20 protein-coding genes and 3 pseudogenes are annotated in these 25,119 nt (G+C 37.1%); 8 read left to right on the forward strand and 15 right to left on the reverse strand.

Features of this window, described 5'->3' with window-relative positions:
- Window positions 1-581 precede the first annotated feature (581 nt).
- The 3 genes from F6K15_RS26395 to F6K15_RS26405 all read right to left on the reverse strand — a co-directional run bounded on the left by F6K15_RS26395 (window position 582) and on the right by F6K15_RS26405 (window position 3,684).
- Window positions 582-779, reverse strand: a complete 198-nt coding sequence (locus F6K15_RS26395) for a hypothetical protein (protein ID WP_293066524.1) — start codon at window positions 777-779, stop codon at window positions 582-584.
- 655 nt (window positions 780-1,434) lie between these two features.
- Window positions 1,435-2,085, reverse strand: a complete 651-nt coding sequence (locus F6K15_RS26400) for a DUF1295 domain-containing protein (protein WP_293066527.1) — start codon at window positions 2,083-2,085, stop codon at window positions 1,435-1,437.
- Between the two features lie 198 nt (window positions 2,086-2,283).
- Window positions 2,284-3,684, reverse strand: coding sequence for a serine/threonine-protein kinase (locus F6K15_RS26405; protein WP_293066530.1), 1,401 nt, complete (start codon window positions 3,682-3,684; stop codon window positions 2,284-2,286).
- Window positions 3,685-3,794: 110 nt separating this feature from the next.
- Here F6K15_RS26405 and F6K15_RS26410 point away from each other — a divergent pair, with 110 nt between their 5' ends.
- Window positions 3,795-3,932, forward strand: a complete 138-nt coding sequence (locus F6K15_RS26410; RefSeq protein ID WP_293066532.1) for a hypothetical protein — start codon at window positions 3,795-3,797, stop codon at window positions 3,930-3,932.
- A gap of 369 nt (window positions 3,933-4,301) precedes the next feature.
- On the opposite strand, the gene F6K15_RS26415 is transcribed toward F6K15_RS26410, so the two are convergent.
- Window positions 4,302-4,496, reverse strand: coding sequence for a hypothetical protein (locus F6K15_RS26415; RefSeq protein WP_293066534.1), 195 nt, complete (start codon window positions 4,494-4,496; stop codon window positions 4,302-4,304).
- A 1,553-nt stretch (window positions 4,497-6,049) separates the two neighbouring features.
- Complete coding sequence (locus tag F6K15_RS26420; protein WP_293066537.1) at window positions 6,050-8,392, reverse strand: TIGR03032 family protein; 2,343 nt, start codon at window positions 8,390-8,392, stop codon at window positions 6,050-6,052.
- A gap of 624 nt (window positions 8,393-9,016) precedes the next feature.
- On the opposite strand from F6K15_RS26420, the gene F6K15_RS26425 reads away from it, so the two are divergent.
- The 3 genes from F6K15_RS26425 to F6K15_RS26435 all read left to right on the forward strand — a co-directional run bounded on the left by F6K15_RS26425 (window position 9,017) and on the right by F6K15_RS26435 (window position 11,118).
- Entirely contained in the window at window positions 9,017-9,850 is an 834-nt protein-coding gene (locus F6K15_RS26425) for a hypothetical protein (protein WP_293066540.1), read from the forward strand.
- Window positions 9,851-10,722: 872 nt separating this feature from the next.
- Window positions 10,723-10,857, forward strand: a complete 135-nt coding sequence (locus tag F6K15_RS26430; protein ID WP_293066543.1) for a hypothetical protein — start codon at window positions 10,723-10,725, stop codon at window positions 10,855-10,857.
- 117 nt (window positions 10,858-10,974) lie between these two features.
- Entirely contained in the window at window positions 10,975-11,118 is a 144-nt protein-coding gene (locus F6K15_RS26435; protein WP_293066546.1) for a hypothetical protein, read from the forward strand.
- A gap of 206 nt (window positions 11,119-11,324) precedes the next feature.
- On the opposite strand, the gene F6K15_RS26440 is transcribed toward F6K15_RS26435, so the two are convergent.
- Window positions 11,325-12,293, reverse strand: a complete 969-nt coding sequence (locus F6K15_RS26440; protein WP_293066548.1) for a hypothetical protein — start codon at window positions 12,291-12,293, stop codon at window positions 11,325-11,327.
- Window positions 12,294-12,610: 317 nt separating this feature from the next.
- Between F6K15_RS26440 and gcvT the strand changes: the two genes are divergently transcribed.
- The 3 genes from gcvT to rimK all read left to right on the forward strand — a co-directional run bounded on the left by gcvT (window position 12,611) and on the right by rimK (window position 15,376).
- Window positions 12,611-13,744: a glycine cleavage system aminomethyltransferase GcvT gene (gcvT, locus tag F6K15_RS26445; protein ID WP_293066551.1), complete on the forward strand. Its 1,134-nt coding sequence runs from the start codon at window positions 12,611-12,613 to the stop codon at window positions 13,742-13,744.
- 281 nt (window positions 13,745-14,025) lie between these two features.
- On the forward strand, window positions 14,026-14,520 hold the full coding sequence (locus F6K15_RS26450; protein ID WP_293066553.1) for a RimK/LysX family protein: 495 nt from the start codon (window positions 14,026-14,028) through the stop codon (window positions 14,518-14,520).
- Window positions 14,495-15,376 carry a 30S ribosomal protein S6--L-glutamate ligase gene (gene rimK / locus F6K15_RS26455; RefSeq protein WP_293066573.1) on the forward strand — a complete coding sequence of 294 codons (882 nt, stop codon included), beginning with the start codon at window positions 14,495-14,497 and terminating at the stop codon, window positions 15,374-15,376. The genes F6K15_RS26450 and rimK overlap by 26 nt, the downstream gene beginning before the upstream one ends.
- A 1,172-nt stretch (window positions 15,377-16,548) precedes the next feature.
- On the opposite strand, the gene F6K15_RS26460 is transcribed toward rimK, so the two are convergent.
- From F6K15_RS26460 to F6K15_RS26475, 4 genes and pseudogenes are all read right to left on the reverse strand, one after another.
- Complete coding sequence (locus tag F6K15_RS26460; RefSeq protein WP_293066556.1) at window positions 16,549-18,366, reverse strand: bifunctional diguanylate cyclase/phosphodiesterase; 1,818 nt, start codon at window positions 18,364-18,366, stop codon at window positions 16,549-16,551.
- Between the two features lie 37 nt (window positions 18,367-18,403).
- Window positions 18,404-21,346: a histidine kinase dimerization/phosphoacceptor domain -containing protein gene (locus F6K15_RS26465; RefSeq protein WP_293066559.1), complete on the reverse strand. Its 2,943-nt coding sequence runs from the start codon at window positions 21,344-21,346 to the stop codon at window positions 18,404-18,406.
- A gap of 166 nt (window positions 21,347-21,512) precedes the next feature.
- Window positions 21,513-21,743 (reverse strand): annotated as a pseudogene (locus F6K15_RS26470) (sensor histidine kinase); the annotation flags it as partial.
- A gap of 119 nt (window positions 21,744-21,862) precedes the next feature.
- The gene (locus F6K15_RS26475) at window positions 21,863-22,054 is read right to left on the reverse strand and encodes a hypothetical protein (RefSeq protein WP_293066562.1); all 192 of its coding nucleotides are present in this window, start codon (window positions 22,052-22,054) and stop codon (window positions 21,863-21,865) included.
- Between the two features lie 91 nt (window positions 22,055-22,145).
- Between F6K15_RS26475 and F6K15_RS26480 the strand changes: the two are divergent.
- Window positions 22,146-23,292 (forward strand): annotated as a pseudogene (locus tag F6K15_RS26480) (RNA-guided endonuclease InsQ/TnpB family protein).
- Window positions 23,293-23,295: 3 nt separating this feature from the next.
- Here the strand turns inward: F6K15_RS26480 and F6K15_RS26485 are convergent.
- The 5 genes and pseudogenes from F6K15_RS26485 to F6K15_RS26505 form a co-directional block, all read right to left on the reverse strand.
- Window positions 23,296-23,457 carry a hypothetical protein gene (locus tag F6K15_RS26485; protein WP_293066564.1) on the reverse strand — a complete coding sequence of 54 codons (162 nt, stop codon included), beginning with the start codon at window positions 23,455-23,457 and terminating at the stop codon, window positions 23,296-23,298.
- Between the two features lie 421 nt (window positions 23,458-23,878).
- Window positions 23,879-24,232 (reverse strand): hypothetical protein, encoded by a 354-nt coding sequence (locus tag F6K15_RS26490; RefSeq protein ID WP_293066567.1) that lies wholly within the window; start codon window positions 24,230-24,232, stop codon window positions 23,879-23,881.
- Between the two features lie 277 nt (window positions 24,233-24,509).
- The gene (locus F6K15_RS26495; RefSeq protein ID WP_293066575.1) at window positions 24,510-24,659 is read right to left on the reverse strand and encodes a hypothetical protein; all 150 of its coding nucleotides are present in this window, start codon (window positions 24,657-24,659) and stop codon (window positions 24,510-24,512) included.
- Between the two features lie 43 nt (window positions 24,660-24,702).
- Window positions 24,703-24,789: pseudogene (locus F6K15_RS26500) on the reverse strand (hypothetical protein); the annotation flags it as partial.
- Window positions 24,755-25,119: transposase (locus F6K15_RS26505; RefSeq protein ID WP_293066570.1), on the reverse strand; the 365-nt coding region annotated here is incomplete at its 5' end. The pseudogene F6K15_RS26500 and the gene F6K15_RS26505, both read right to left, overlap by 35 nt.

A 25,119-nucleotide genomic window follows, 5' to 3' on the forward strand; every position in this document is an offset into this window, starting at 1 on the left:
TTCCTTCTTCCTTCTTCCTTCTTACTTCTGTTTTATGTGGAGATAGAGAGTTTAATTATCAAGATTGTCACCGATCTAACTTTGACATCCTCTCCCGTGCTTCAACTGGGAGAGGATGTCAATATCTCTTGGTGCGCGTTCCGCAAGCGAGCTGAGGTCGTTGCGGGGTCGCATGGCTTTTTGACCATTCCAGAAACATTGTCATACCTGTAATATCATGTCCGTTGGTATTGATAGTCTTCTTCCCTCTTCCCTCTTCCCTCTTCCCTCTTCCCTCTTCCCTCTTCCCTCTTCCCTCTTCCTTCTTCCTTACCTTCGCTATACAATACCGATGCTACCGGACATGATATAAAAAAATTATTTGGTTTTCACGAATTATTTGAGTGGATAATTTATGCAGAAAATCCGTCCTAGTATCTTTGAGTTTGGCATATTTGTGTAGCATGACCTAGGAAAATTTAGCTACTCTCAATCTAGCTTTTTCATATCGTTTAGACCCTAATGTTTTCTTAGATAGTGATTTACTTAAGTTTCGTGAGCGCAGCACCTGCGGTTTGCGGAGCATGACCTAGGAAAAGAGGCTATTTTTTAATCCGTTTTTTCAATGGTTTAGGAGCATCAACCTTCGTACCACTGCTAAATTTAGCAAAGGTTTTAATGCCTAAGTCTATCCCCACTGAATTATCAGTTTTAGACAAAGTTTCAGGTAATATTTCCACTCCAAAACTTAAGAAATATCTATGAGCTGAATCTTTACATAAAATTGTTATAACACCCAAAATCTACTACCTACTACCTCACACCTCACACCTCACACCTCACACTACTGGACTGTTTCATCTAAAATGTTGCAATAGAAAATGTTGCAATAGAAAATGTTGCAATAGAAAATGGGGTGATGGGGTGATGGGGTAACGAAAAAAGCTAATACACTATTTTAGGTGAAACAATCCACTACAAATATTTTAACTATTTTTTTTCTGCAACTTTTTTGTAAGCATTCAGCCGTCAGCGCTTCCCTGCGGGATGCTACGCAAACAGCGTTCAGCTATTGCTTTTAGTTTTAGATAAAAGCTTTAGTAATAGGACTTACGCAGATACGCTATATAGCAATGAGCGCTGGTGTATTTACAAATTGCAGGAGAGGCCAAATAGCTAAAAGTCTTATATTATCAGTAATTTATTCCCCCTTCCGGAGCTGTTGCTTTCCGGAGCTGTTGCCTGCGCACAGCGCTATATATACTGCTCAAAACTATTGTCCAATAGTTACTGGACCCTATAAATAGTGCCTTTGCGTAAGTCCTGAGTAATTGAAGCAGAATTTATACTTACTACCAAAGTCGGCTAAAACAGTCTATATTCATTTAAAACCCCTAATGAGAGCTGAGGGGCTGACAGCTAATAGCTGTTTGCGCAGCATTCCGTAGGAAATGCTTACATTTTTTTGGTTTCGGAAGTAAGAGAATTGTTGCCAAATAGTTGAGGAAGAATTAACCCAGAATTAGCTTGATATTCTGCAAATTCGGGATAGCGAGATAGAGACTTATCTTTTTTCAGCATATTAGGGATAAATATTCCGGCAACAAATGCTCCTAAAATTAAATAAGGTAGCCAATGTTGGGCTAACATTGCAAAAGAAAGATAGATAAATATTTCTCCTAAATAGTTAGTATTTCGGCAACGGGCAAAGAATCCTTCTGTAATTAATCCTGACTTATATTTGAGAGTATAATATTTTTGAGCATCGCTACTGTAATGGAGGAAAATGCCAAAAATATTCAGAGAAATGGCGACAGCTACTAAAGGCAATGGAGGTTCAGTTCCACTACTAATTAAAATATAGGGAGCTACCCAATATAAGCAGACTATTCCAAAAATTATAATACCTTGTACAAAAGGAACTTCTTGTTCCCATTGCTTATCTGGATAAATACGGTCTTTCAGTAACCATAAAATTCCATAAGTACCATGTAGGGATAAATATACCCACGTCACTAAAGAAAAATTTTGATAGGCTACCATCAGCGCCAATATAAATATAAAAGTTGTAGCTTTAGATAGATTAATTGAATGTTTTACTTTCATAAGGAGGGCTAGTTATTAAAAAAAATTGCTTATATTTAGGGTTTGCGTATGGAAAGTCTTTTTGCTGAGGTAGGAGACAACCCTTACCCATAAGACTACTGAAGCGCAAACCCTAATTAATCAGCAAGCTCTATTTATATATAGAATATAGATACGATTAATTGAAAAGTCAAGTTATATTAGAGATAATTCATCTCTCTAACCAGCAATAAAAGCTGCAATAACAAACAGAAATAAAATCACTAAAATACCAATAATTACAACAGTTGAAATTAACAATAAAGAGATAATCGACCACATTCTCTGATGCTTTCTAAATTCAGCAACATTTTTCCATTGCCGACTTTTCCAAGCCCACTCATTTCCTTTAATACCTAAAATTATTCCTGTCAGCAACCATCCGATACCCAAGGTAACAAAACTTAAATCAATCCAGGCAATTAATCCTATCCAAACATGATTAGTTAAACACCAGAAACCAGGCAAAAAAAATGCCCCCCAATTCCAACCAATAATTTCTGCTGGCACCTCATTAGAACTATGAATAATATTTCCGACTTTTGGAATAGAAGCTATTGCTGTTTTTGTCTCTATTTCTTGATTCTTTGACTCAGTTTTACTGATTTGAGTTGGTGCAATAATTTCCGGTTCTGGAGGTTGTAGCTGTGCTAATATTTCCTCTGCGGACTGGAAGCGATCGCCAGGAATAAAAGCCAACATTCTATTTAAAATACCATCAAATTTCGGACTTAATTTTAGTTCTTTACTCCATTGCCACTGCATTGTTTTTGTATTAATTAACTCTGAGGGAAGTTTGCCAGTCATTAATACTAAACAAGTCACTCCTAAAGCATACAAATCACTATGTGGAGCAACAATTCCTAACCGTATTTGTTCGTCAGGTGCATAACCAAATTTACCTAGCTTAGTAGCAGCAGGAACAACATTTTTAGAACTATCAGCTTCGTGAGAAACTTCGGCAGCAATTTGTTTTACTCCACCCAAATCAATTAAAATTGGTAACCCATCTTCTGCCCGACAAATAATATTATCAGGAGCAATATCTCGGTGAATAATTCCTCGACTATGTAGATAATTTAAAACTGGTAAAATTTGACGAAGAAAGTCAATTATTTCTATTTCGCTAAAAAATTTACCTTGTCGCCGACGTTGACTAAGCAGAGATTCATAAGTTTGCCCTTCAATAAAATCTTGCACCAAAAACAAACATTTATTTTCCTGAATAAATTCCCAAAAACGCGGAATTTGAGGATGATTAATTTGATGTAATATCATTGCTTCTCGGTGAAAAAGTTCCTCCGCTTTTTGCACAAACTCAGTGCCTTGGTTTCCTGGTGTTAATTGTTTTAAAACTACTGCTTGCTTGAATCTACCTGTATCTTCTGCTAAGTAAGTTTTGCCGAATCCACCTTGACCTATTTGGCGAATAATTATGTAGCGATTTCTTAATTTACTTCCTGGTTTTAATTCCGTAGATGTTGTTTGATAGGGTTTTATTTCCTCTAGATAAGCACCACAATTAGAGCAAAAACGGGAGGTAATAGTATTGTTATGTCCACAGTTTGTACAAATAGTCATATTTATTAATTCAAAGAAATAAGGAAGAAGGGTAACTAATAATCCCAATATTAACTTTCTGCTTGGCCAACATCTGAATACAAGCATAGTTTATGAGATATTGACATCCCTTGGTATGGCAATGGGTAATTACCAACATTATAGCTTTGCCTATGGGTTTATCTATTTTAGGGGTCGTTACTTTTGCTGCATTTGTTATTATTTTTGAAGTGCCTTTACAAGAAAATGATTGGCCTCCATACCCATGACCATTAGGTGATTTCTTGAAAATTTTGATAACTTGAGTAATTTTAACTGCTTTACAATGGTTTTTGCTACGACAAAAAATTACTTATGCTCCGTGGTGGGCAGCATTCAACAATTAATAATTAATAATTACCTCGATAGTGAAAATGGATAGAATTGACTAATGATGAAAATTTTTTCTTCTCTTGGTCGATTGGATATGCCTCCGACACTTCGCCATTCCCCGACCGCTTTTTTCTCCTTTAAAGGAGAGGGTTTCAACTTTAATTGTTTGGTAAATAGTACAGTTTAGTTAATAGCATTATTTCTGTTTTTGCGGAGTAAATTTAATTATCCAGATTTTGTATTAAACCTTAATTATTCGGTAAATATTAAGCTAAATTCCGCCACCTATTACTTTCAATACTAGGGGAAGTTGGATTCTCCTTATTTTTGTTCATTAAATCTTCTAAATCTGGAGGAAGAAATCCCCCGACCACACTTTCTAGTTCATGTTCTTGTAATACCACTAAGCCATTCTCTACTTGATTGATTTTTTGATTCTTCTTGGCTTTAATTTTCTTCATATTTAATATTTGTCTCTTTAATATTGAGGAATTTAGACTCAGTAGAGAAGCTAGGGGGGTCGTACCAAATTAGATTATCAAAGATACTTTATGAGTATGCCAGATTCTACCTTTTCCCCATCTCCCCTAAACCTTCTCTCCCCAGAAGTTAGTATTTAGTATAATCTAGGGATGTTCTATAAAATATCCCTACTCACTCCTAATACTTAATACTTGATTTAAGCTTTTACTTAACAATCAATTGAAATTATTTGTTTCATTACTTTTGCTTAGTGCTTGTTCTAAAATTTGTGACCGGATAAAAGTACGTTGTTGATACAGTGCATAGAGTAATAATTATTGCTGTTTAATCTGCTCTTGTGTTTTTTGATAAAGTATCTTCCAATCATGTTCTGCTGACATAACAAAGACTCCTTTAGATATCCAGGATGAAGTTGAATTTAAAGCTCGATTTTAACAGTATTGTTATTAAGTATTCTTAAATAATTTAGTTCTAAAATAACTGTTATCAATAGTTATATGTACTAAATTTATGGGGGTTTTGATACTGACTAAATAGCCATTCATTCTCTGCGATAAATTGACTACATAGTACCTAATAAATGGGTATTTCAAGCAAATCAAAATAGGGTAAATCTGCATAGTCCATAGGATAATTGATGATATTAAATTCATTATAACCTCCATATATTTTCTGAAGTTGTAATGTTAAATAAGCGTTGTAATCTTTAACAGTAAAATCAGTATAAATGAGGTATCTATCAACTAATTAGGGTTTGCTGAAAAACATGAGTGGTAAGAGTAGGAATCAGGAGCAAGAATCCATAAATTCCTACGGAATGCTCCGCAAACAGAAGAGATGGGAATTATAGACAAGGTAGAAGGAATAACTTGAGAAATCCGCATATAAAAATCTCCTAAGTCCTGATATGAAAATTTTTAGAAGTAATATTTTTGGTACACAGTTTTACTCAGCTATGAGCTGTAAATCTTCATAACAAAATATTAATTAAAGTTTTTGATTATTGCCAAGGTAGGTATAGCCGTTCAAAAGGTGGGGAAATCTACACTCACTTGCCGTGTTTATATGTTGCTCTAGCAAAAGGGGTGGGGATTCAACAATTAATAATTAATCATTAATAATTAACAATTACTTCTCCTTGAAAAGAAGAGGATTAACTCATAATGAAAATTTTTTCTTATCTTAGTCGATGGTCGGCCAGCGAGGAGACATCGCCATCCCACCCTTAGGGAAGCTCCGAAGATCGACCGCTTGCTTCTAGAGGCTTTAAACCTTAATTATTTGGTAAGGGAGTAGGGGAGTAGGAGAGATTGAAGGCTTGAAGTAATTATAGAATTATAAAGATATATTATATAACCGGATTCTATATAAAAAGGCTTTTTCCTACAAAATTATGCACAAATATATGGGTAGCAAACTGTTAACTGAAATGACTACTTCTTCAAGGGTATTTTTGATGTGACATTATTCTGTAGAGACATTCCAGAGAACACCTCTACTAAAGCCTAAAATTAATACTTAATTTAAGCTTCTACTTAACACTTATAATCATTTTTTTTCCCATAATTTTCCATAACTCTGCTTGTACCTTTTCAACTACTTCTTGCCACTCCCTTGACTGAGAATGACGGAATAATTTCATTGTTGGATACCAAGGAGTTTTTTCTCCTTCTTGTAACCAACGCCAGTCGGAATTAAAACATAACAAAGTCCATACATTTTTACCTAATGCTCCTGCTAAATGTGCCACTGAAGTATCAACACTTATTACTAAATCTAGTTGATTGATTACTGCTGCTGTATCAGCATAATTATTTAACTGAGAACTCATATCTTCTATCTGAATATTGCTGGAAAGTTGAGTTAGTTCTTTGGTAGCTTCTCCTTTTTGCAGACTGTAAAATTTGACTCCTGGTACTTGCAAAATAGGTAAAAAATTAGTTAGTTTGCAAGAACGATTATGGTCATTTTTATGAGTAGGACTACCTGCCCAAACAATACCTACTTTGTATTCAGTATCTGAGATATTTATATGGTTACTTTTTGTGGATTGGAGATAGGGAATATTGGCAGGAATTGTTTCTAAAGTTGTGCCGAAAATATAGGGTAAACTCATTAAGGGTACATAGATATCAAATTCTGATAATTGTAGTTCTCCGGGTGGCATTAATTTATCAATTCCTGGGATATTTTTAAATAGAGGAATTAACTCTGGCGGACATACTAATATAATTCTTTGACAACGTTTCGCTGCTAGAGGAATATAACGGATAAATTGAATAGCATCTCCTGCTCCTTGTTCGGTATGAATTAACAAAATTTTATCCATAATATCTTCCCCTTTCCATCGGGGATGAGGGCATTGAAAAGGAGTAAATTCTGCGGTTTGCCACCGCCATTCACATTCTGCAAATCCCCGTTTTAAGTCTCCATTTTTCAACAATGTCATGCCTAAATTAAAATGTGCTTTGGCAAAATTACCGTTGAGATTAATTGCCTTTTCATAATGTTTAATTGCTGCTTCTAATGCACCTTTTTGACTATAAGCATAAGCAAGACTGTTATGAGCATCTGCATTATCTGACTCTGTTTTAATTACCTGTTGTAAAACATTAATTGCTGCTTCGTACTGTTGATTATCTCCTAAAGCTACACCCAAATTATATTTAGCTCTTGTTAAGTCTGGTTGTAACTTCAAACATTCTTGATACTCAGCGATCGCTTCTAATAATTTACCTTCTTGATATAGCTGATTTCCTTTTACTAAATGAGTCTCTGCCATAGCTATTTCTGAAGTTGGTTTGACTGTTTCTGCTAAGGCTTCATCTGGTAAAACATAGGAACTAGCTAATAAATTTTCATCCCATTCAATAATTTCCGGGAAACGAATATTCGGCAAAACTGCCACAGAAAATATTTCCTGAACTCCAGCTTCAAACCTTAAAAAGGCGACAGTTTCTCCAGTAAAAATATTTACTACCCAAACCCCACAAATTCTTTCTTGAAGTTGAGTAATTGGCATCCCACTAAAAACAGCAGTTTCTCGAACTTGAGACAAACCAATAAATGCTAAATTTCCCCAAAAATCTATACCGCGAGTAAATCCTGGTAATTTAGCAATTGTTTCTAATTTTCTCTGGTTTAAATCGACTTTTGCCAAGCTACCATTGCCCGATTCTAATAACCATAATTGTTCTTGATACCATCTCGGAGAATGGGGCATAGATAAACCCCGCATCAATATTTCATTTGTTTCTATATCCATTAATATGCCACCATTGGCTTTATTTTTTCTCCACCCTGCTGAAGTATCAGTTTCTCCTAAAGCTGTAGCATATTTTGGTCGTTCATTTTTTAAACATAATCCATTCAAATGACAGCGGTCTGTTAAATCATATCCAGTAATAAAAGGAGGTCGCCATCTGGGCACGAAACTATTAGGATGACCGAGAGTACAAAGGCAAGAAAAACGAGTATTAATAAACCATAATTCATCTTTTGCCCAAGCCATTTCGTGAATATCAATATCTCCAGTTATATGAATATTTCTGGGTAAATAACAAGCGTCATGTTTACCAGCAGGTTCTAATTTTTCTGCCACTGCTGGAACATTGCGAAAATCCCAAATTTGATAAGCAGTTCCCAGGGCAATTTTTTCGTGAGTTGCTGCTAATCCCATGGGTTTATTAAAGGTGCGAAAATGAGTATTAATTACTCCATTATCGGCACGCAATACGATTAATTTACCTGCTTGATAAGTGGAAACGACTAAAGAGATTCCTAATTGGTCTAAAATTTGGGGGAAGTTGTTTGTATGTACGCTTCTTAATAAATAATTTTCGGTATTAACAGGGGTATTAGCTTGATTATTCATTGTCAGGTTATCCAATATTAGGGTCAAAATAGGTATAAATTTATTAAACAATGAATTGAGCTAAAAATCCGGATTTTTAGGAGTCAGGAGTTAGGTCTAGTAGTGGATTGTTTCAACTAAAATAGTGCATTAGGTAGGGACGTTGCATGCAACGAACGTCCGTAGGGGAGAAAGATTGTTGTTGGGTTGAGGAACGAAACCCAACCTACATCTATTGCAACTTCTTAATAAAGAATTTTCGGTATTAACCGGGGTATTAGCTTGATTATTCATGGTCTTTTCAGTTATCAGTTATCGTTTGTCAGTACCTCCAGTTTCAGTCAGAGGGTTGAAATCTGAAATTTCTTTTTTTTTATCCCCTTGAAAGAGATAGGAAACCTGATTTTTTGGTCTAAGAAAGTAGGTATAAATCTATTAAACAATAAAAATAACCCTGAATCCGGAGTTTTACTAAACTCCAGATGAACACCTCTAGGCATGAAATTTGGTTATTTTTAATTTCTAGAACATTTAACACGATTGTTTCAGGTTGATTAATGTCACTTTTTTTGCCCTGATAAGCGCTCTTTGTCACCGTAACCTACTTTAGAAAGCAAACCTGCAAAAATTATCAATGATTTTGATATGAAAAGACTTACCTTTGCCAGAATTATAGTATTAGGTTTAGCAATTGTAGTATTAGGTTTAGCAACTGCAGTTCCGCCTGCTAATGCAGTTTCTCTATTTAGCGTAGAGACGCAATCCAATAGCTTAGTTCTGATTGATTCAGAAACAGGGAAAGTTAATACTATTGGTACCCTAGGATTTGATGCAGTTGATACAGATTTAGCATCTTTTGGCGATCGACTGTTTATTCTCAACAGTATTTACCGAAACAGAGTAGATATTTATGAAGTTAATCCAACAACTGGTGCAACTCTATCTTCTGCTCAAGTAGCTTATGAAAATAAGCCTGTTTTACACGCAGAAGGATTAACAAATCTTGGAAGAAAATTAATAATTGGCTTCTCAGCTAACGGTGGCGATCCTGGCTCTGAAAGCATAGGAGAATTATCACTAATAGGCGCGATTACTAATGCTATGCCAACTGACACAGATTTTGATGGTCTTGGAGGAGATGGAATTGCCCAGATTTTTTCAGTAGATGGTCTAGGAGGATCAGGCCCAACTAATTTGTTTAATGTTAATTATACTAATGGCTCTCTCAGCCCAATCGCTAATCTCCCAATAGCTAGCAATGATATAGTCTCCGACGGAAAAAATCTTTTTCTACTCGATATTAATTCTGGGAAGTCAGAACTTAGACTTATTAAGACTTCTATTACTGGTGAAATTAAAAGTAATGTCCCTATCGAAGTAGGGCAACAATACCTTGGATTAGCTATAAAACCCGATCGTGGACTGTTGGGTATCATTGTTGAGTTTTTGTCTTGGCTGTTACAGGCGTTAAAATTTTGAAAATTTACTTTAGGCTGCTAGTGGGATAGGTTATTGTATAATTTTCTTGAATATTGTACCGTCAGTAGAGGCGAACGTTTGCTCGCCTCTACAATTTTATATGTAGATGTTGCCTGATTTCTTTGGGTTAGGCGATCGCCCTTCAAAACACTACTAACTCTCAAAAATTACGGCATAATCTCAAAAAACTGACAATGCTTACGTTGAAATAATAGTCAAATTTTTCTTCTATTGCTCTATACGCAATAGTCAATACATTTTCTCAAGTACCCAAACAGAATAGTCAAATTTTTCTTCTATTGCGTATAGACTTTTTTTTAAGGATTTTTTAGATTACGCAATACAGATAAAATAATGTATAGAATTCTATTACTTGCATTTATTGCAAAGTAGATAGCTGAACAAGTTGGTAGTTGGTTACGATCGGCTAAAGAGACAGAAGGTAGTTGCAAAGGATCGAGTGAAATGGACATTTTATAATTTGCAGCTCATCAAACTACAATATTATGATAATTTTCAAAAGACAGAATAAACTAGACTTCATCCAATGACAAAAAAAACAAAAAAAGTCGATATTAGTAGTAAACGTTTAATTGGAATTGCCCCCAGTCGTTGGGTAGAATGGGTGACATAAATTACCAATATTACTGTCGAATAAATAATCTCTTCAGACTTCCAATGGGTAAGTCGAGAAGGGGATGTTTTGCTCAGTGTTTCTAGTCAAGAACATGGAGAATTTCTGGTCCTCAATGAAATGCAATTAAGATATGTTCAACAATTATTAATTATTAATTATTAATTATTAATTATTAATTATTAATTATTAAACGCCTTTTGTTCCTATTCTCAAAGGTGGAGGAGAAGAAGCAACTGTGAGACAAGCATTACAACTTTTACGGGAGGATGAAGAACTCTTAGAATTAGAAAACTTACTAGCATTTTTTGCTACCTTTGTATTAAAGACGGAAATAGTACAACAGATAATGAGGTGGGATATGGCAGTTTGACAACAATCTCCTTAGTATCAACAAATTTTACAAGAGGGAGTAGTAATTGGCGAACAACGCGGAATTGAAATTGGTCAACAAATAGGAATACTTTCTGGAATAGAACTAGGATGAGAATTGAAATTTTGCTCCTCAGGAAAAGAGATATTTTCAGAGATTAATGCTATTGAAAATATTCAGGTTTTAGAAACAATTCTTGCCTCTCTCAAAACTGTGGAAACTATCGAGCAATTACGGCAAATTTATCAGTCAAATTCTTAAATTAGGGACTAGGGGACCCACCCCTAACCCCTCCCAGGAGGGGAGAAGGGGAATAGGGAGTAGTTAGGAAAAACGAGAATTCTGAATGCGAGTTTTGTTTCCTCCCCTCTAATAGCGCATCATCTGAAGAACTTGAAGTTGAAAAAAGACCGACCTCGCACATTTCCCGAAAGAGGCCGGCACAAAACATTTGTGAATAAGGCAGGCTACAGAAGTGATTCTATAATTTCAATAATGTCATCCGCCTCCTTTAAGAAGTCGTGCTGGGGTGTAAAGACGGAACCATTCGCGTATCTCGGCTTGCTTGAGCTAGGACCGTGATCTGCATCAATAGCCTTCCGCCATCTCTCTGCGTGGGTTCTCCACTGCAGCGTATTAACAAGCTCGGGTGCTGTGAACCAGAGATTCCAAGTAAGTACGTTGCCCTGCAGTAGCATATTGCCAGTAGCAATATTGAAAATATCTAGGACTTTTTGGTTGAAGGTATCGACAGTGGGATGATTTCTCGTTATGATTCTACCAATTTGCACTTCTATATTCCCAACTGCCCATGCTCTTGGGTGTTTAGCAAAATCAGGAACTTCAAATGTTTTGCTTTGGCCAGCCATAATTGGAAAGATAGGTTGAACGGGGTTTCCAACCTTATGAGTATAGACCTGAATCGCGTTTGCTTTGTCCGAGGGAAAGGGCAGAGATTCTCTGGCAAAGAGATCCCATGCTTGCCGAACCAGCCAATTTTGGTGGGAACTTGGACTAAACCAAATCTTAGCTTCTACAGTCATATCCGCTGCTAGGTCTAGCTCCCGATTTGTCTCGTTAACCCAACCTCTCTGTCCGGTAACACTAACTTCTACATTCAGGCAAGCTATGTTAGGAGCACAAGCACCTTGCTGGGGACAGATGATAGACCATATTCTCCCTGTATCGTCATAACCGATGCTGGAAATATCGTGGGCAAACCTCTGAAAACACCTGGAACTGGGGTCTCCTTTAATGGTTTCCCAACTGAATTCTGGCCAATATATACGTTGCTGGCGTTTGATTCTGTTAATGTTGTCCATGTTACACAACATTGGCAACGAATTCAGGTTTGGATCTGGATAGGCAAAGGCGGGATTTGATTCAGCGAACCCGCCTATCCATCCTGGTGGGACATTTGAATTTTGATTAGACATTATAAAACTTTACTTTATTTAGTTAGGGATCAAATTGAGAGCTATCCAACTTACAAAATTATTGTACTGCCATACTTCTGAAAAAATAAACTATTGGTCTCTTCTATGGTCTAGTTAGGGTTTGCGCTCAAAAGTCTTATGGGTGAGGGTAGGAGACAGGAGACATATGTCAATAACCTGAATTATGCTCACCCTGCACTCTACTGAATCATGCTAATTAGCAGAGCGATCGCTACTCCCTCCTAACTCCTGACCCCTGTTAATACCTACAATGTCCTAAAATCAATAAAGTTAATCATCAACTTAGGGAACTAGCAGTGGCCAAATCAACAGAATCTAATACACAATCTCTTTCTCGCACACCTCTATATGACTTATGCATTGAACTTAAGGCCAGAATGGTAGAATTTTCTGGGTGGGAAATGCCAGTACAATACACCAGCATCAGTACCGAACATGAGGCAGTACGCACCAAAGCTGGAATGTTCGATATTTCCCACATGGGTAAGTTTATCGCTCAAGGCCACGACTTAATCGAAAAAATTCAACTTTTAGTACCTTCCGACCTGAGTAACTTAGAACCTGGTAAAGCTCAATATACTGTCTTATTAAACTCCCAGGGAGGTATTATTGATGACTTCATTTTCTATCGTCAAAGTGATGACCCCATCACCAATGAAGCACGGGGTTTTATGATTGTTAATGCTGCCACTAAAGCTAATGATAAAGCATGGATATTAAGTCATCTAGAAAATAGTGGTGTGAAATTCCAAGATATTTCTGAGGAAAAAGTGTTATTAGCTGTGCAAGGTCCGGAAGCAGAGTCTTATGTGCAGCAGTTTGTGAAGGAAAATTTGGCATCAATTGGATTTTTCGGGCATTCAGATATTACTGTATTAGAACAACCTGGTTTTATTGCCAGAACTGGTTACACTGGGGAAGATGGGTTTGAAATTATGGTTGACCCGTCTGTGGGTGTGGAGTTATGGCGTAGTTTGTTGAGTGCTGGCGTTACTCCCTGCGGTTTGGGAGCAAGAGATACTCTACGTTTAGAAGCTGCAATGGCACTTTACGGTCAAGATATTGATACTGAAACTACTCCTCTAGAAGCGGGTTTAAGTTGGTTAGTTCACCTAGATAAAAAAGGAGAATTTATTGGTCGCCAGGTCTTGGAAACACAAAAAGCAGAAGGAGTCTCAAAACGTTTGGTAGGTTTAGAAATGCTCGATCGCTCTATTGCTCGTCATGGTTATCCTGTTTGGAGTGATGGCAAAGTGGTAGGGGAAGTTACTAGCGGTACTAAGTCTCCTACTTTAGGGAAAGCGATCGCTCTAGCTTATGTACCTAAAAAATTAGCTAAGGTAGGTCAAAAATTAGAAGTAGAAGTTAGGGGTAAAAATTATGCAGCTATTGTTGTTAAGCGACCCTTTTATAGAAGGAATAGGGAATAGGGAACAGGCAATAGGGAATAGGGAAAAATTACAACTCTATTTATTAGTGTAGACTGCAATTTTTCGCTATTTTCAAAGGTTATTTTTTTGTCGTAGTCATTGCAATAGCAATAGTAGTCTGTTGTAATTATTTTAGTCAAGGGGAATGATAGTGGGAGCATCTTGCTCCCTTGTTAGGTGTTGTTCGTCCCCATCTACCATTAAACTATTATTTTTTTCTTCCTCCTTCTTCCTTCTTGCTTCTTCCTCCTTCCTCCTTCCTTCTTCCTCCTTCCTTAAAAATGAAACATCAAGAATTACCTGTTATTGGTTGGCGAGAATGGATAGCATTACCCGAAATTGGAATTACTAGAATTAAGGCAAAAATTGATACTGGTGCCCGTTCTTCTGCTTTACACGCTTTTGATATTAAAACTTTTGAAATTCACGGAAAACCGATGGTAAAATTTAAAGTTCATCCCCAACAACGAAATACCAATCTAATAGTAACTGCTGCAGCAGAATTAATAGATGAACGAAAAGTTCGTAGTTCTAGTGGCGAAACAGAATTACGTCCTGTAATTTTAACTGAAGTCAATTTAATGAACAAAAAATGGCAAATTGAACTAACCTTAACTAATCGGGAATTAATGGGATTTAGAATGTTATTGGGGCGACAAGCTGTGCGAAATAATTTCTTAATTAACCCTGGTAAATCCTATTTAGATACCAATTCAAAATTTAGTCAAAAAAATGGTAGAAAACAACAAAATGAAAATCGCTGTTTTATCTACTGACCCCACTCTTTATTCAACCAGAAAATTAGTAGAAGCTGGAGAAAAACGCGGTCACGAAGTTCAGGTTATTGATTACCTACGTTGTTATATGAATATTACTTCAATGAAGCCTCAAGTTATTTATATCGGTGAACCTTTAGAAGGATTTGATGCTATTATTCCTCGCATTGGTGCTTCTCAAACATTTTATGGCACGGCGGTAGTTAGACAGTTTGAAATGATAGGAGTTTTTACAACAAATCCTTCTCAAGCTATTTCTCGGTCTCGTGATAAATTACATTGTTTGCAATTATTAGCTAGAGAAGGAATAGGATTACCTGTGACTGGTTTTGCTCATTCAACTCAAGATATTGATGGTTTAATTAATACTGTTGGTGGCACTCCTTTGGTAATTAAATTATTAGAAGGAACTCAAGGAATAGGAGTAGTTTTAGCTGAAACTTATCAAACAGCTAAGTCAGTTATTGAAGCTTTTCGTGCGTTATATGCTAATATTTTAGTACAGGAATTTATTGAAGAAGCAGGTGGTGCAGACTTGCGGTGTTTTGTAGTAGGAGATAGAGTAATAGCAGCTATAAAAAGACAGGGAGCTGAGGGAGAATTTCGCTCAAATTTGCATCGAGGTGGTAAAGCAGAAAAAATTAAATTGAGTCCAGAAGAACGCTCAACTGCTGTGCGTTCAGCTAAAGCAATGGGGTTGAGAGTTGCTGGAGTAGATTTGTTACGCTCTAATCATGGCCCAGTAGTGATGGAAGTGAATTCTTCCCCTGGTTTAGAAGGAATAGAAGCTGCTACAGGAGTAGATGTTTCTGGTAAAATAATAGAATTTTTAGAGAAGAATGTAGGAAAAGGCTAAGTCCGCGATCATATTGAACCTACATTCCCCACTACAAAACGTAGCATAAAAACATAAGTCAAAAGTCAAAAGCAAGAAGTCAAAAGTAAGAAGAAAATTATAGTAGTCAATAGGAGTCAACGATTTAGAAAAAAAGGGTCAAACCTTGCCATAACAACAATGATAAAAAATCTAATGCACAGTTTTAGCTGAAACGGTCTAGTGGATTGTTTCACCTAAAATAGTGCATTAGCTTTTTTCATCACCCCATCCCCCCATCACCCCATTTTCTATTGCAACATTTTAGCTGAAACGGTCCAGTAGTTATATCAAATCCGGTTAATTGCACATAGAATCCTGTTATACCAGTTTGATAAATCTTTGCTACAAATATTTAGGTTACTGCTATTGAGTCAACCCACCCCTACCCCTCCCCAACCCACCCGCGGGTCTCTCCCAGGAGGGGAGGGGAAGACAGGAGGACTGAGTCGTATGGGAATAGGTTTGATACCATTTTTTATGTAGTAATTTATCTTTTTCGTCCAATAGATATTTCCTACAAATTATTTTAATACTGCTTATTATTTGTAACATTCTTTTTTCACGCTTGGTATTATCAGGACTTACGCAAAGGCACTATTTATAGAGTCCAAGTACTATTGGACAATAGTTTTGAGCGCTATATATGGCGTATCTGCGTAAGTCCTAATTATATAATATCTGTTTATAATTCTATAATTACTTCAATATTAGACATCTCCACCAAAAGAGGCATCAGGAGGAAATAATTGATAATTTCTGTACGATAATTAATTTGATTTTTGATTATTGTAGATGTCTATTTAGGGCTTGCTGAATAAAGCTAAAAGTCAGGTAGCTTAAGGTAATGAAGCTTTTTATATTCAATTTATCTCCTAAGTTATTGGCTCTTATTTGCATCAATTTACTGAAATTTTCTGCTGAAGTTCAAGAAAATTTCTTCACATCAAATGGCGAAACCATTGCCTGTTCCCCCATCTCCGCGTCTGATGCGTCTCCGTGTCCTACCCCCACCAACCAATTTTTTCAGCAGACCCTATTTAATCTCCCCTACTCCCCCACTCCCCCACTCCCCTACTCTCAACTATATAATCTGACTTCTAACTTCTGACTCCTGACTCCTAAGCAATTAAGATTAATATCATACACGCGCTTCAGCAACGCCGCAAAATTTTTCCCTGATGCACTAATTTGTAAAATTCCTGTGCAGAAATAGGGGGACTAAAAAGATAACCCTGAATCATATCGCAATGGTGTTTTTGTAAGAATGCTAGTTCATCCTCTGTTTCCACTCCTTCCGCTACAACAGTAAGATCTAGTTGACGTGCCATCTGAATCATTGCAATCACAATGGCTCTGTTCTTGGAATGTTTGTGAATATTGGATAAAAACGAGCGGTCGAGCTTGAGAGTATCAAAAGGAAATCGATAGAGATAGCTCAGAGACGAATAACCAGTGCCAAAATCATCGATCGCTAGATTCAGTCCTAGGGTTTTGAGAGCTTCTAACTGTTGCTGGGCTATATCGATATCTTCCACCAAAGCACTTTCAGTCAACTCCAACTCTATAAAATTAGCACTGAGTTGGTGATTTAATAATATTTTGGAAAACTTCTGCTGTAACTGAGGTTGTCGAAGTTGATAACTTGAGATGTTAACAGCCACTTTAAAGTCTTTGAGCAGCTCATCTTCTTTCCATACTTGGAGTTGTTTGCAAGTATTTTCTAATACCCATTCCCCAATAGTTTCAATCAAACCAGTAGCTTCTGCTAGAGGAATGAATTCTGTTGGAGATATGAAACCTGACTGTGGGTGATGCCAACGCAAGAGAGCTTCAGCACCAGAAATTTTACCTGTTTTTAGGTCTACTTTTGGTTGATAATAAAGCTGAAGTTGTTCGCGGTCGATCGCATAGTGTAAATCTGTTTCTAGAGCCAACCAGTTAGTATTGCTGGTTTTACCCTGTGAGCTATGGAATTGATAACGATTACCTCCTTGCTCTTGGGCTTTTTGCATTACTAAATGACAATCTTGTAATAAAGAGAGAAAACTCTTGCTGTCACGAGGATAGAGCGCTCCACCCAGGCTGGCTGTGAGAAAAACTTCTCGCTCTCCAATAATATAGGGATTGGCAATTGTTTTTAATACAGAGTTAGCAACTTCGCTAGCTTGACCCAAGTACTCAACAGGCTCCAAAATCAGGATAAACTCATTGATATCTGTACGAGCAACAACATTATTTTTCCCTACTACCTCAACAATTCGCTTGGCTACAGTTTGCAGTAGATAGTCTGTTTCTTGACGATTCATGTATTGGTAGATTCTATAGAAGCGATCGAGGCTCAGACAAAATACTGGTATGTAAAGAGATTGCTGGAAATGAGAGTGATTGTTTACTATGGGAAGTGAAAATCTATTTACTATCTCTTCAAACATACTTTGTAAAACTTTCCTAGTGGGTAGGTTCGTCAGTGGGTCATATTTGTGCAAACGCTCTAACTTTTGGTAAGCATCTTCGAGTTTACAAGTATATTCAGCTTGGGCAGCAACAACTGATTGATGCTTTTTCAACGTAATCTCTATAGTAGTTTTTAAGTCTAGAATTTGAAAAGGTTTAATTAGATAACCATAGGAGTGTGTATGTTTTGCTCGTTCAATGGTATCATCATCAGCATAAGCTGTGGTAAAAATTACTGGAGACTGGAATTGTTGATGGATTTTTTCTGCTGCTGTAATTCCGTCAATCTCGCCTTGAAGCATGATATCCATGAGTATCAAATCTGGATTTGTTGTTGCAACCTGTTGTATTACTTCTTCTCCGGAGTGAATAACTCCGACAATTTCATAGCCTAGTTTTTGTAAAACCATCCTGAGGTTTTCCGCCACAATTAATTCATCTTCAACAATCAGAATTTTAGTAGTTGCAGTGTAGTTAACTTGATTATTTGTTGCAGAATGGGTAGGGATTTTCATTGTAATACCTCCAAAGATAATATAATTTTTTGAACTTTTAAAACCGTTGTTTGTACTTTAACTCTGAGAAAATTAAGCTAATAGATGTACCGTTAGAAGTATCAAAAGTAAGAGTTCCATTTAACTGTTTTGCCAAAATACGGACGAGTTTGAGGCCCAGAGAGTTAGAAGTTTCCCAATTAACTGTTGAAGGTATTCCAATACCATTATCACATACTTCCAAGACTAATTTTTGATTGATATCTTTAAACATTGCGATCTGAACTTTTCCTACTCTTTGGTCAGGAAAACCATGTTTAAAAGCATTCATCAGAAGTTCATTAATCAGTAACCCACAAGGAACAGCTGTTTCTAAATTGAGCAATATGGCATCAACTTTCATAATAGGATTTACTCTGTTATTGTTGCTTTGACAAGAACAAAAGATGTTATTGACTAACTGTTTTATGTATTCACTAAAATCAACCTTCCCTAAATGATTTCCTTTGTAAAGTTGTTCGTGAATTAATCCCATAGTCTGGATGCGTTTTTTAGCATCATTAAATAGGTGAAGCAGAATTTCATCAGTAATTGAGTACGATTGCAAATCTAGTAAGTTAGAGATAATATTAAGGTTATTTTTAACGCGATGGTGAATCTCCTTGAGTAATACTTCTTTTTCTGCTAAAGATTGCTTGATTTGCTCCTCAGCTTGTTTTCGTTCGGTGATGTCTCGCACAATCATCAACACTTCCTCTTCTCCATTGCTAACGATGCGGAGTTCTTCATAACGTACCTCACCATACCTGAGAATTTGTCGTTCATAAACTTGTAGTTTGCCTGTGAGTATTGCTTGATTGATATAGTAAAGTTCTTGCTCTAAGAAATTTGGTGGTAAAGGTTCATCATTAGGAAAAAAATTTACCATATCAATACTTTCAGGAGGAATAAAATCCAAACAAGTGCCATCGCGTCGCACGCGCATAATTAAATCAGGAATTGCCTCTAACATAGCCCGGTTAAGGGTTTCGCTCTCTTGAAGTGCCTTTTGTGCTAACTGATGAGCACGCTCTGCTTCAACTCGCTCACTTGCTTCTAGTGCTAAGGCTACCAAATCTGCTAGAGTAGCAATAAAATTTTGTTCCTCTAAAGTCCAGGTACGGGGAGTACCAATATGCTCCAGACAAATAACCCCAATGATTTGACCACCAGAATAAATCAAAGCATTCAATATGGAAGTGATGCCAAGTGGCATCAGATATTCCTGAAGCAATTCTTTGACTCTTGTATCAGAATGTACGTTGTCAATAACCAGTACACGGCTATTTTCCAAAGCTTGGAAGTAGTCTGGATAGTCAGCAACCGGCAATTCTAATCCCTGAGTATGCTCATCTGTAGTAACTCGATAACAATCTACACATCGAATGAGAGTGTGAGCATCATCTAGCAACCAAATACTTACCTGTTTGACTTCCAATGTCTGCGATACGACCTCATTAATTTTTTGGCAAGCTGCCAAGAAATCTCCTTGAGTTAATACCTTATTTTTAGATAGATCGATCAGTGCTTGATTGTGGGCAATTAACTGTCTGCGACTCCTTTGCAGTTGGGCAGTGCGTTCCTCTACTTGTTCTTCTAAGGTCTGATTCATTTGTGCCCATGCTTCAAAAGCAATTTTTAACTGAGCAGCCATCAGATTAAAAGCGATCGCTAGTTCATCTAACTCACGAATATTTGGTAGCCAAGGAGCAATACTTTTTAATGGCACTGTCTGGTCTAAATTTCCATACGCAACAGATAAAGATGCTTTATGAACGCTGAGAATAGGAGCAGTAAGCCAACGCGAAATCTTGATGGCTAATTGTATTGCTAGTATGAATGCTACTAAAGAAACTGGGACGATGGTTTTCAGCCTGGCATAGAAACCTGCCATTAAGTCTAACTCCGGTGTGGCCACCACTAGCACCCAGTCCAAACCTAACTTTTCTCCCCAACTTGAAGCGTTAACAAAATATTGCTCGCCTAGTAATTCCGTATTAAAATTTTGATGCGACTCAATTGTCTGTATGTTTTCAAGCTGTTGCTGCAAATATTGAGCAGTTGCTTGAGTCAGTGGATCGGGACTATTGACTGCTGCTAACCGTTTTGGTTTACCATTGATCACTTCAAAAGAAGGTGATTTCGAGGAGCTGGCAACCAACATTCCAGAACGTTCCATAATCATTACTACCTCAGATTGATTAACTTGTAATCTTTGTAGGAAATTGGAAATATCAGAAATCGCTTGATCTACCCCCAAAACACCAATTAATTTTTGGTTATCATCATAGAGGGGATAACTTGCAGAAATTGCTAATATATCAGTTATTCCATCGCACACATAGATGTCGCTCCAGATAGCTTTACCTGCTTTAATTGGCTGAGTATACCAGTATTCTGTTTTGTAATCGTAGGCATAAGTGCTGCGAACATCTCCCAGGTTTCCTTCATAGTCAACAGCATACTCATATACGATTTGAGGATGGGAGCGGGTTGTAATATCAATACTTATATTATTATTGCCTTTCATACCAGCACCTACAAATTCTCCGGTCTCATTGGCAAAATTAATATAGCTGACATCAAATATCTGGCTTTGCTGGAAGAAAAAACGTCCTGTTGTTTCTAGATCGGATAAATCCAACAAACCTAATTTCACCGCATTGTGGTTCATCTGATTAATTAATAGGGGTTGACGCAGGTAGTTTTCTAGTAAATTAGTAACATTATTGATAATTTCTTCATGGAGAATTCCTGCTAAGTTATAACTAGCCTGATGCCCATTCCAAACTGTTACCCATTGCAGTAGTAGCATTACTACTGATATTTGTAACACAAAGAAAACAACCAAAAAACTACGGAGAGAAATTTTGCGGGAAATACTTTGGACATAATCAGAACGTTGTCGTCTCCAAAAACACACTCCTCTTTTTATTAAATTATGCACTAACATTTTTAACATGAATTAACCTCCTTTTTATCTAAAAGCAATCTCTTTAAATTCTACTTGAATTAATGAGGACTGCTGATAGAGCACTGGAAGGAAAGGGCGCGGACATATCAAAATCTTAAAACTCAGACAACACCAGATTTTTCCTTCTCTGTTAGATAACTAAAGCCTTCTTCCTTTATATAGCTTGACTCAAAGATTGTCTAATCGGCATTTCAATGATAAATTCTGTCCCCTCTCCAGACTGAGAGTTACATATTAGATTCCCTCCATGATATTCGACGACAATTTGGTAGCTAATTGATAATCCTAATCCTGTTCCCTTGCCAATCTCTGTGGTGGTAAAAAATGGGTCAAATAACTTAGACTGAATATCTGGCGGAATTCCGTAACCATTGTCAACTATCCGAGCGGACTGGATAACGCCGACGTTCCCAGGTAGAAGCAGGAATAGAACAGATTATTTATAGAAAATCTATGATTTATATAGATAATCATAGGTTTCTCAGAACGGTACTATCAATACTTTTATGGTAAAAAGCGATCGTATAATTTGCATACACTTGCCCTGGAATAACAACCAATGGCACTGACTAATTCAGGATTCTTCGCTTCTGTGACTACTTCCCAAAATGGCTGTGCAGTTGTGGCACGATACCAGGCAAAAGTACAGCGTTCAATCTTGAGTAAAGTATGAATCTCACTCACAACTGTTTCCAAAATAGTATTGATATTGAGAGTATTGACTTAATCAAATAATAACGATATAATACGTTAAAAAGCATACTATTAAAGCAGACTGTTCTCACTCATTTACATGAAGTCCATTAGAACCAAGCTCAAACTTAATAACAAACAGAAAACCCTCTTGGCTAAACACGCAGGTTACTCACGATGGTGTTATAATTGGGGGTTAAGTTTGTGGAAGGCAGCTTACAGAGATGCTTATAAACCTAATACTCGTAAACTTAGAGAGGTTTTTACTAACCATACAAAACCTCTTTACCCCTGGATGAAAAACTTGTCGTCTAGAGTTTATCAATACGCTTTTCCTACGGAATGCTGCGCAAACATCCACTTAGGTGAAGCATTTAAGAGGTTTTTTAAAGGACCCTTGTAAATATCCAAAATTTAAGAAAAAAGGTAGGTCTGATTCTTTCACAATAGATAATTGTGGAAAACCAATAGAACTTAATGGTTGGTCTCACAAGTTACCTTTTATCGGTATTGTTAAGACTTATGAACCCATTGAGGCGACAACCAAAAAAATCACCATTAGTAGACAAGCAGGTGATTGGTATCTTAGCTGTAGCTATGAATTTAATGCAACAACTACACCCAAAAAAACTGATGTTATCGGTGTAGATTTAGGTGTGAAAACCTTAGCTACATTGAGTGATGGAAAAGTCTTTGAAAGTGTGAGATCGTATCGCCAGTTTGAAGCTAAGTTATCAAGAGAGCAATACCTAAATCGTCACAAAGAGGTAGGCTCTGCTAACTGGAGGGCGGCACAACAGAAGATAGCTAGATTGCATAGAAAAGTAGCAAATATCCGTAAAGATGCACTTCATAAATTGACAACATACTTAGCCAAAAACTACGGCAGAGTCTCAATTGAAGATTTGAATGTAAGCGGAATGTTACGCAATCGTAAGCTAGCAAAATCAGTTAGCAGATAGTGATTTTATGAGTTCAGGCGACAGCTAGAATACAAGTGCAAATGGTACGGTTCTAAGCTAGTGGTAGTTGATAGATTTTTTTCATCATCAAAGACTTGCTCTAACTGTGGTCATGTTCAGGATATGCCCTTGCATCTGAGAACTTATGATTGCCCAGAATGTGGGTTATCAATAGACAGAGATTTAAACGCAAGTATAAATTTAAGAAATGCGGTCGGCTTGACCGTTAATGCCTGTGGACGGAGTGCTGCCGACAGTTCCGGTGGAAGCAGGAAGTAAACATTAAAATGTCGCTATATGACGTTTTATATCGGTTTTATGAAGCAGAATTTGGTTAGCAATATGACTTTTGAGCCAGTGGCGACGTTGAGCTTCCAGGAATTTAAGTTGGGTTCGCTCTAATTCAGCATTTGCCAGTTGATTTTTTCTCCGTACTATTGTCACCCCAGCAACACTTAAAGCAAGTAAACCATTTACAGCAGTTTTCTAGTTGATGAGGTACAAAGTTTTATTGCTTTAGGCAACAGCTCCGGAAGGCAACAGCTCCGAAAGGGAATATAGGAATAAATAGTCTTATAGCTATACCTCACTATCCTCAAAAGTGCTGTAAAAATAGATACAGCCAGAGGAAATTGCTCAACATTTTATGAGATTTAGCAGACAACGCTTCTGGGGAAATATAAGAAATTATTTTCCAACCGTAGCTATCTATGCCGTTTTTGGATAGGGTAATTTTGGGAATGTTCACTTGAGCCAAGTTTTTAGGTATATTCCGAGGGTCAAAGGTGGTAAAACTAAATAATCCCTCCTTAGTTTGTATTTGTCCTGAATCTTTGAGAGATATATCTTGCCATGCTTGGGGGAACTAACGCTCAAATGTTTGTTGCCTTCGCTGGGGTAGTATGAAACCCCATTCTTGCTCTGGCTCTGGACTGATTAACCAATATCCAGACCTATTCAGTATCATTACTTGACCTAGAGTCGTATAACTTTTTTGGGTTAGCTGTCGGTCTAAGTGTTCTCCCATGTAGGTAATCGCTACAATCCCTTGCAGTTTATTTTGGCTATTGTATATAGGTGCAGCTAATCTTATAGATGCTTTAAATGGTCGGTCAATTTTTCCCCATTCTTGGTTTAAGTCAAAGGCCGAGATGTAAATACTATTTCTTGGTATAGCGATCGCTGTTTTGAAGTAATTCCTATCTGCTTTATTTGGCATTAAGTTTTGGGGAACAAGTTCAACTTTTCCATTTTCATAGTTAACTTTGACTATTTCTTGACCTGTAGTATCAAGCAGTCGAACTTGGTTAGGACTTACGCAGATACGCTATATATAGTACTCATAACTATTGGACAATAGTTACTGAACTCTATACACAGTGTCTTTGCGTAAGTCCTGTTGGTAATAAATTTGCTGATATTTGGCAAATGCCACAAACTGTTCTTCTATATGCTCTAAATTTGACATCCTCCCCGGCCTAAAGGCGCGGGGATTCCTACCGAGCCGAAGCTCCTCGGTGGGTTGACGTTTCACAGGCTGCTGCTACTTTTGCAGTAGTCTTACGCTTGCCTCCACGTCCGTTTAGTGTCTCGGACTGCCCGCCCGCGACTAATATATTTATGGCTGCATTCTCGTCTAAGAACATGTTTTGCACCGCAGTTGAGACACTCCCATTCTCGTACCTTCAGGTCTAGCTTCCCACCTTTAAAGCCACAATCTGAACAAACTTGAGATGTTGGCTCAAGGGCGACTAATGACTCTAAAATCACGACCATATTTTTCAGCAATTCCATCTAGGAATGTCCGGAATTGTCTCCAACCTAAATCTGAAATTGCTCTGGATAATTTACGGTTTTTTACCATGCCAGAAACATTCAAATCTTCTAAAATAATTGTTTGGTTTTCACGAATTATTTTAGTAGATAATTTATGCAGAAAATCTGTTCTTGTATCTTTCAGTTTGCCATGGAACTTAGCCACTCTAACCCTGGCTTTTTCATACCTTTTAGATCCTTTAGTTTTATGAGATAATGACTTGCTTAACTTTCTTAATTTCTTAATTCTTTTCTTCAGTGGCTTAGGAGCATCAACCTTTGTACCGTCGC

This window comes from Okeania sp. SIO2B3, from assembly GCF_010672525.1.
Taxonomy (GTDB): Bacteria; Cyanobacteriota; Cyanobacteriia; order Cyanobacteriales; family Microcoleaceae; genus Okeania.

Coding starts and splice junctions, on each gene's coding strand:
- F6K15_RS26400 (WP_293066527.1), bottom strand. CDS start 2,085: ATGAAAGTAAAACATTCAATTAATCTATCTAAAGCTACAACTTTTATA.
- F6K15_RS26405 (WP_293066530.1), bottom strand. CDS start 3,684: ATGACTATTTGTACAAACTGTGGACATAACAATACTATTACCTCCCGT.
- F6K15_RS26415 (WP_293066534.1), bottom strand. CDS start 4,496: ATGAAGAAAATTAAAGCCAAGAAGAATCAAAAAATCAATCAAGTAGAG.
- F6K15_RS26420 (WP_293066537.1), bottom strand. CDS start 8,392: ATGAATAATCAAGCTAATACCCCTGTTAATACCGAAAATTATTTATTA.
- F6K15_RS26425 (WP_293066540.1), top strand. CDS start 9,017: ATGAAAAGACTTACCTTTGCCAGAATTATAGTATTAGGTTTAGCAATT.
- F6K15_RS26440 (WP_293066548.1), bottom strand. CDS start 12,293: ATGTCTAATCAAAATTCAAATGTCCCACCAGGATGGATAGGCGGGTTC.
- F6K15_RS26450 (WP_293066553.1), top strand. CDS start 14,026: ATGAAACATCAAGAATTACCTGTTATTGGTTGGCGAGAATGGATAGCA.
- rimK (WP_293066573.1), top strand. CDS start 14,495: ATGAAAATCGCTGTTTTATCTACTGACCCCACTCTTTATTCAACCAGA.
- F6K15_RS26460 (WP_293066556.1), bottom strand. CDS start 18,366: ATGAAAATCCCTACCCATTCTGCAACAAATAATCAAGTTAACTACACT.
- F6K15_RS26465 (WP_293066559.1), bottom strand. CDS start 21,346: ATGTTAAAAATGTTAGTGCATAATTTAATAAAAAGAGGAGTGTGTTTT.
- F6K15_RS26490 (WP_293066567.1), bottom strand. CDS start 24,232: ATGCCAAATAAAGCAGATAGGAATTACTTCAAAACAGCGATCGCTATA.
- F6K15_RS26495 (WP_293066575.1), bottom strand. CDS start 24,659: ATGTTCTTAGACGAGAATGCAGCCATAAATATATTAGTCGCGGGCGGG.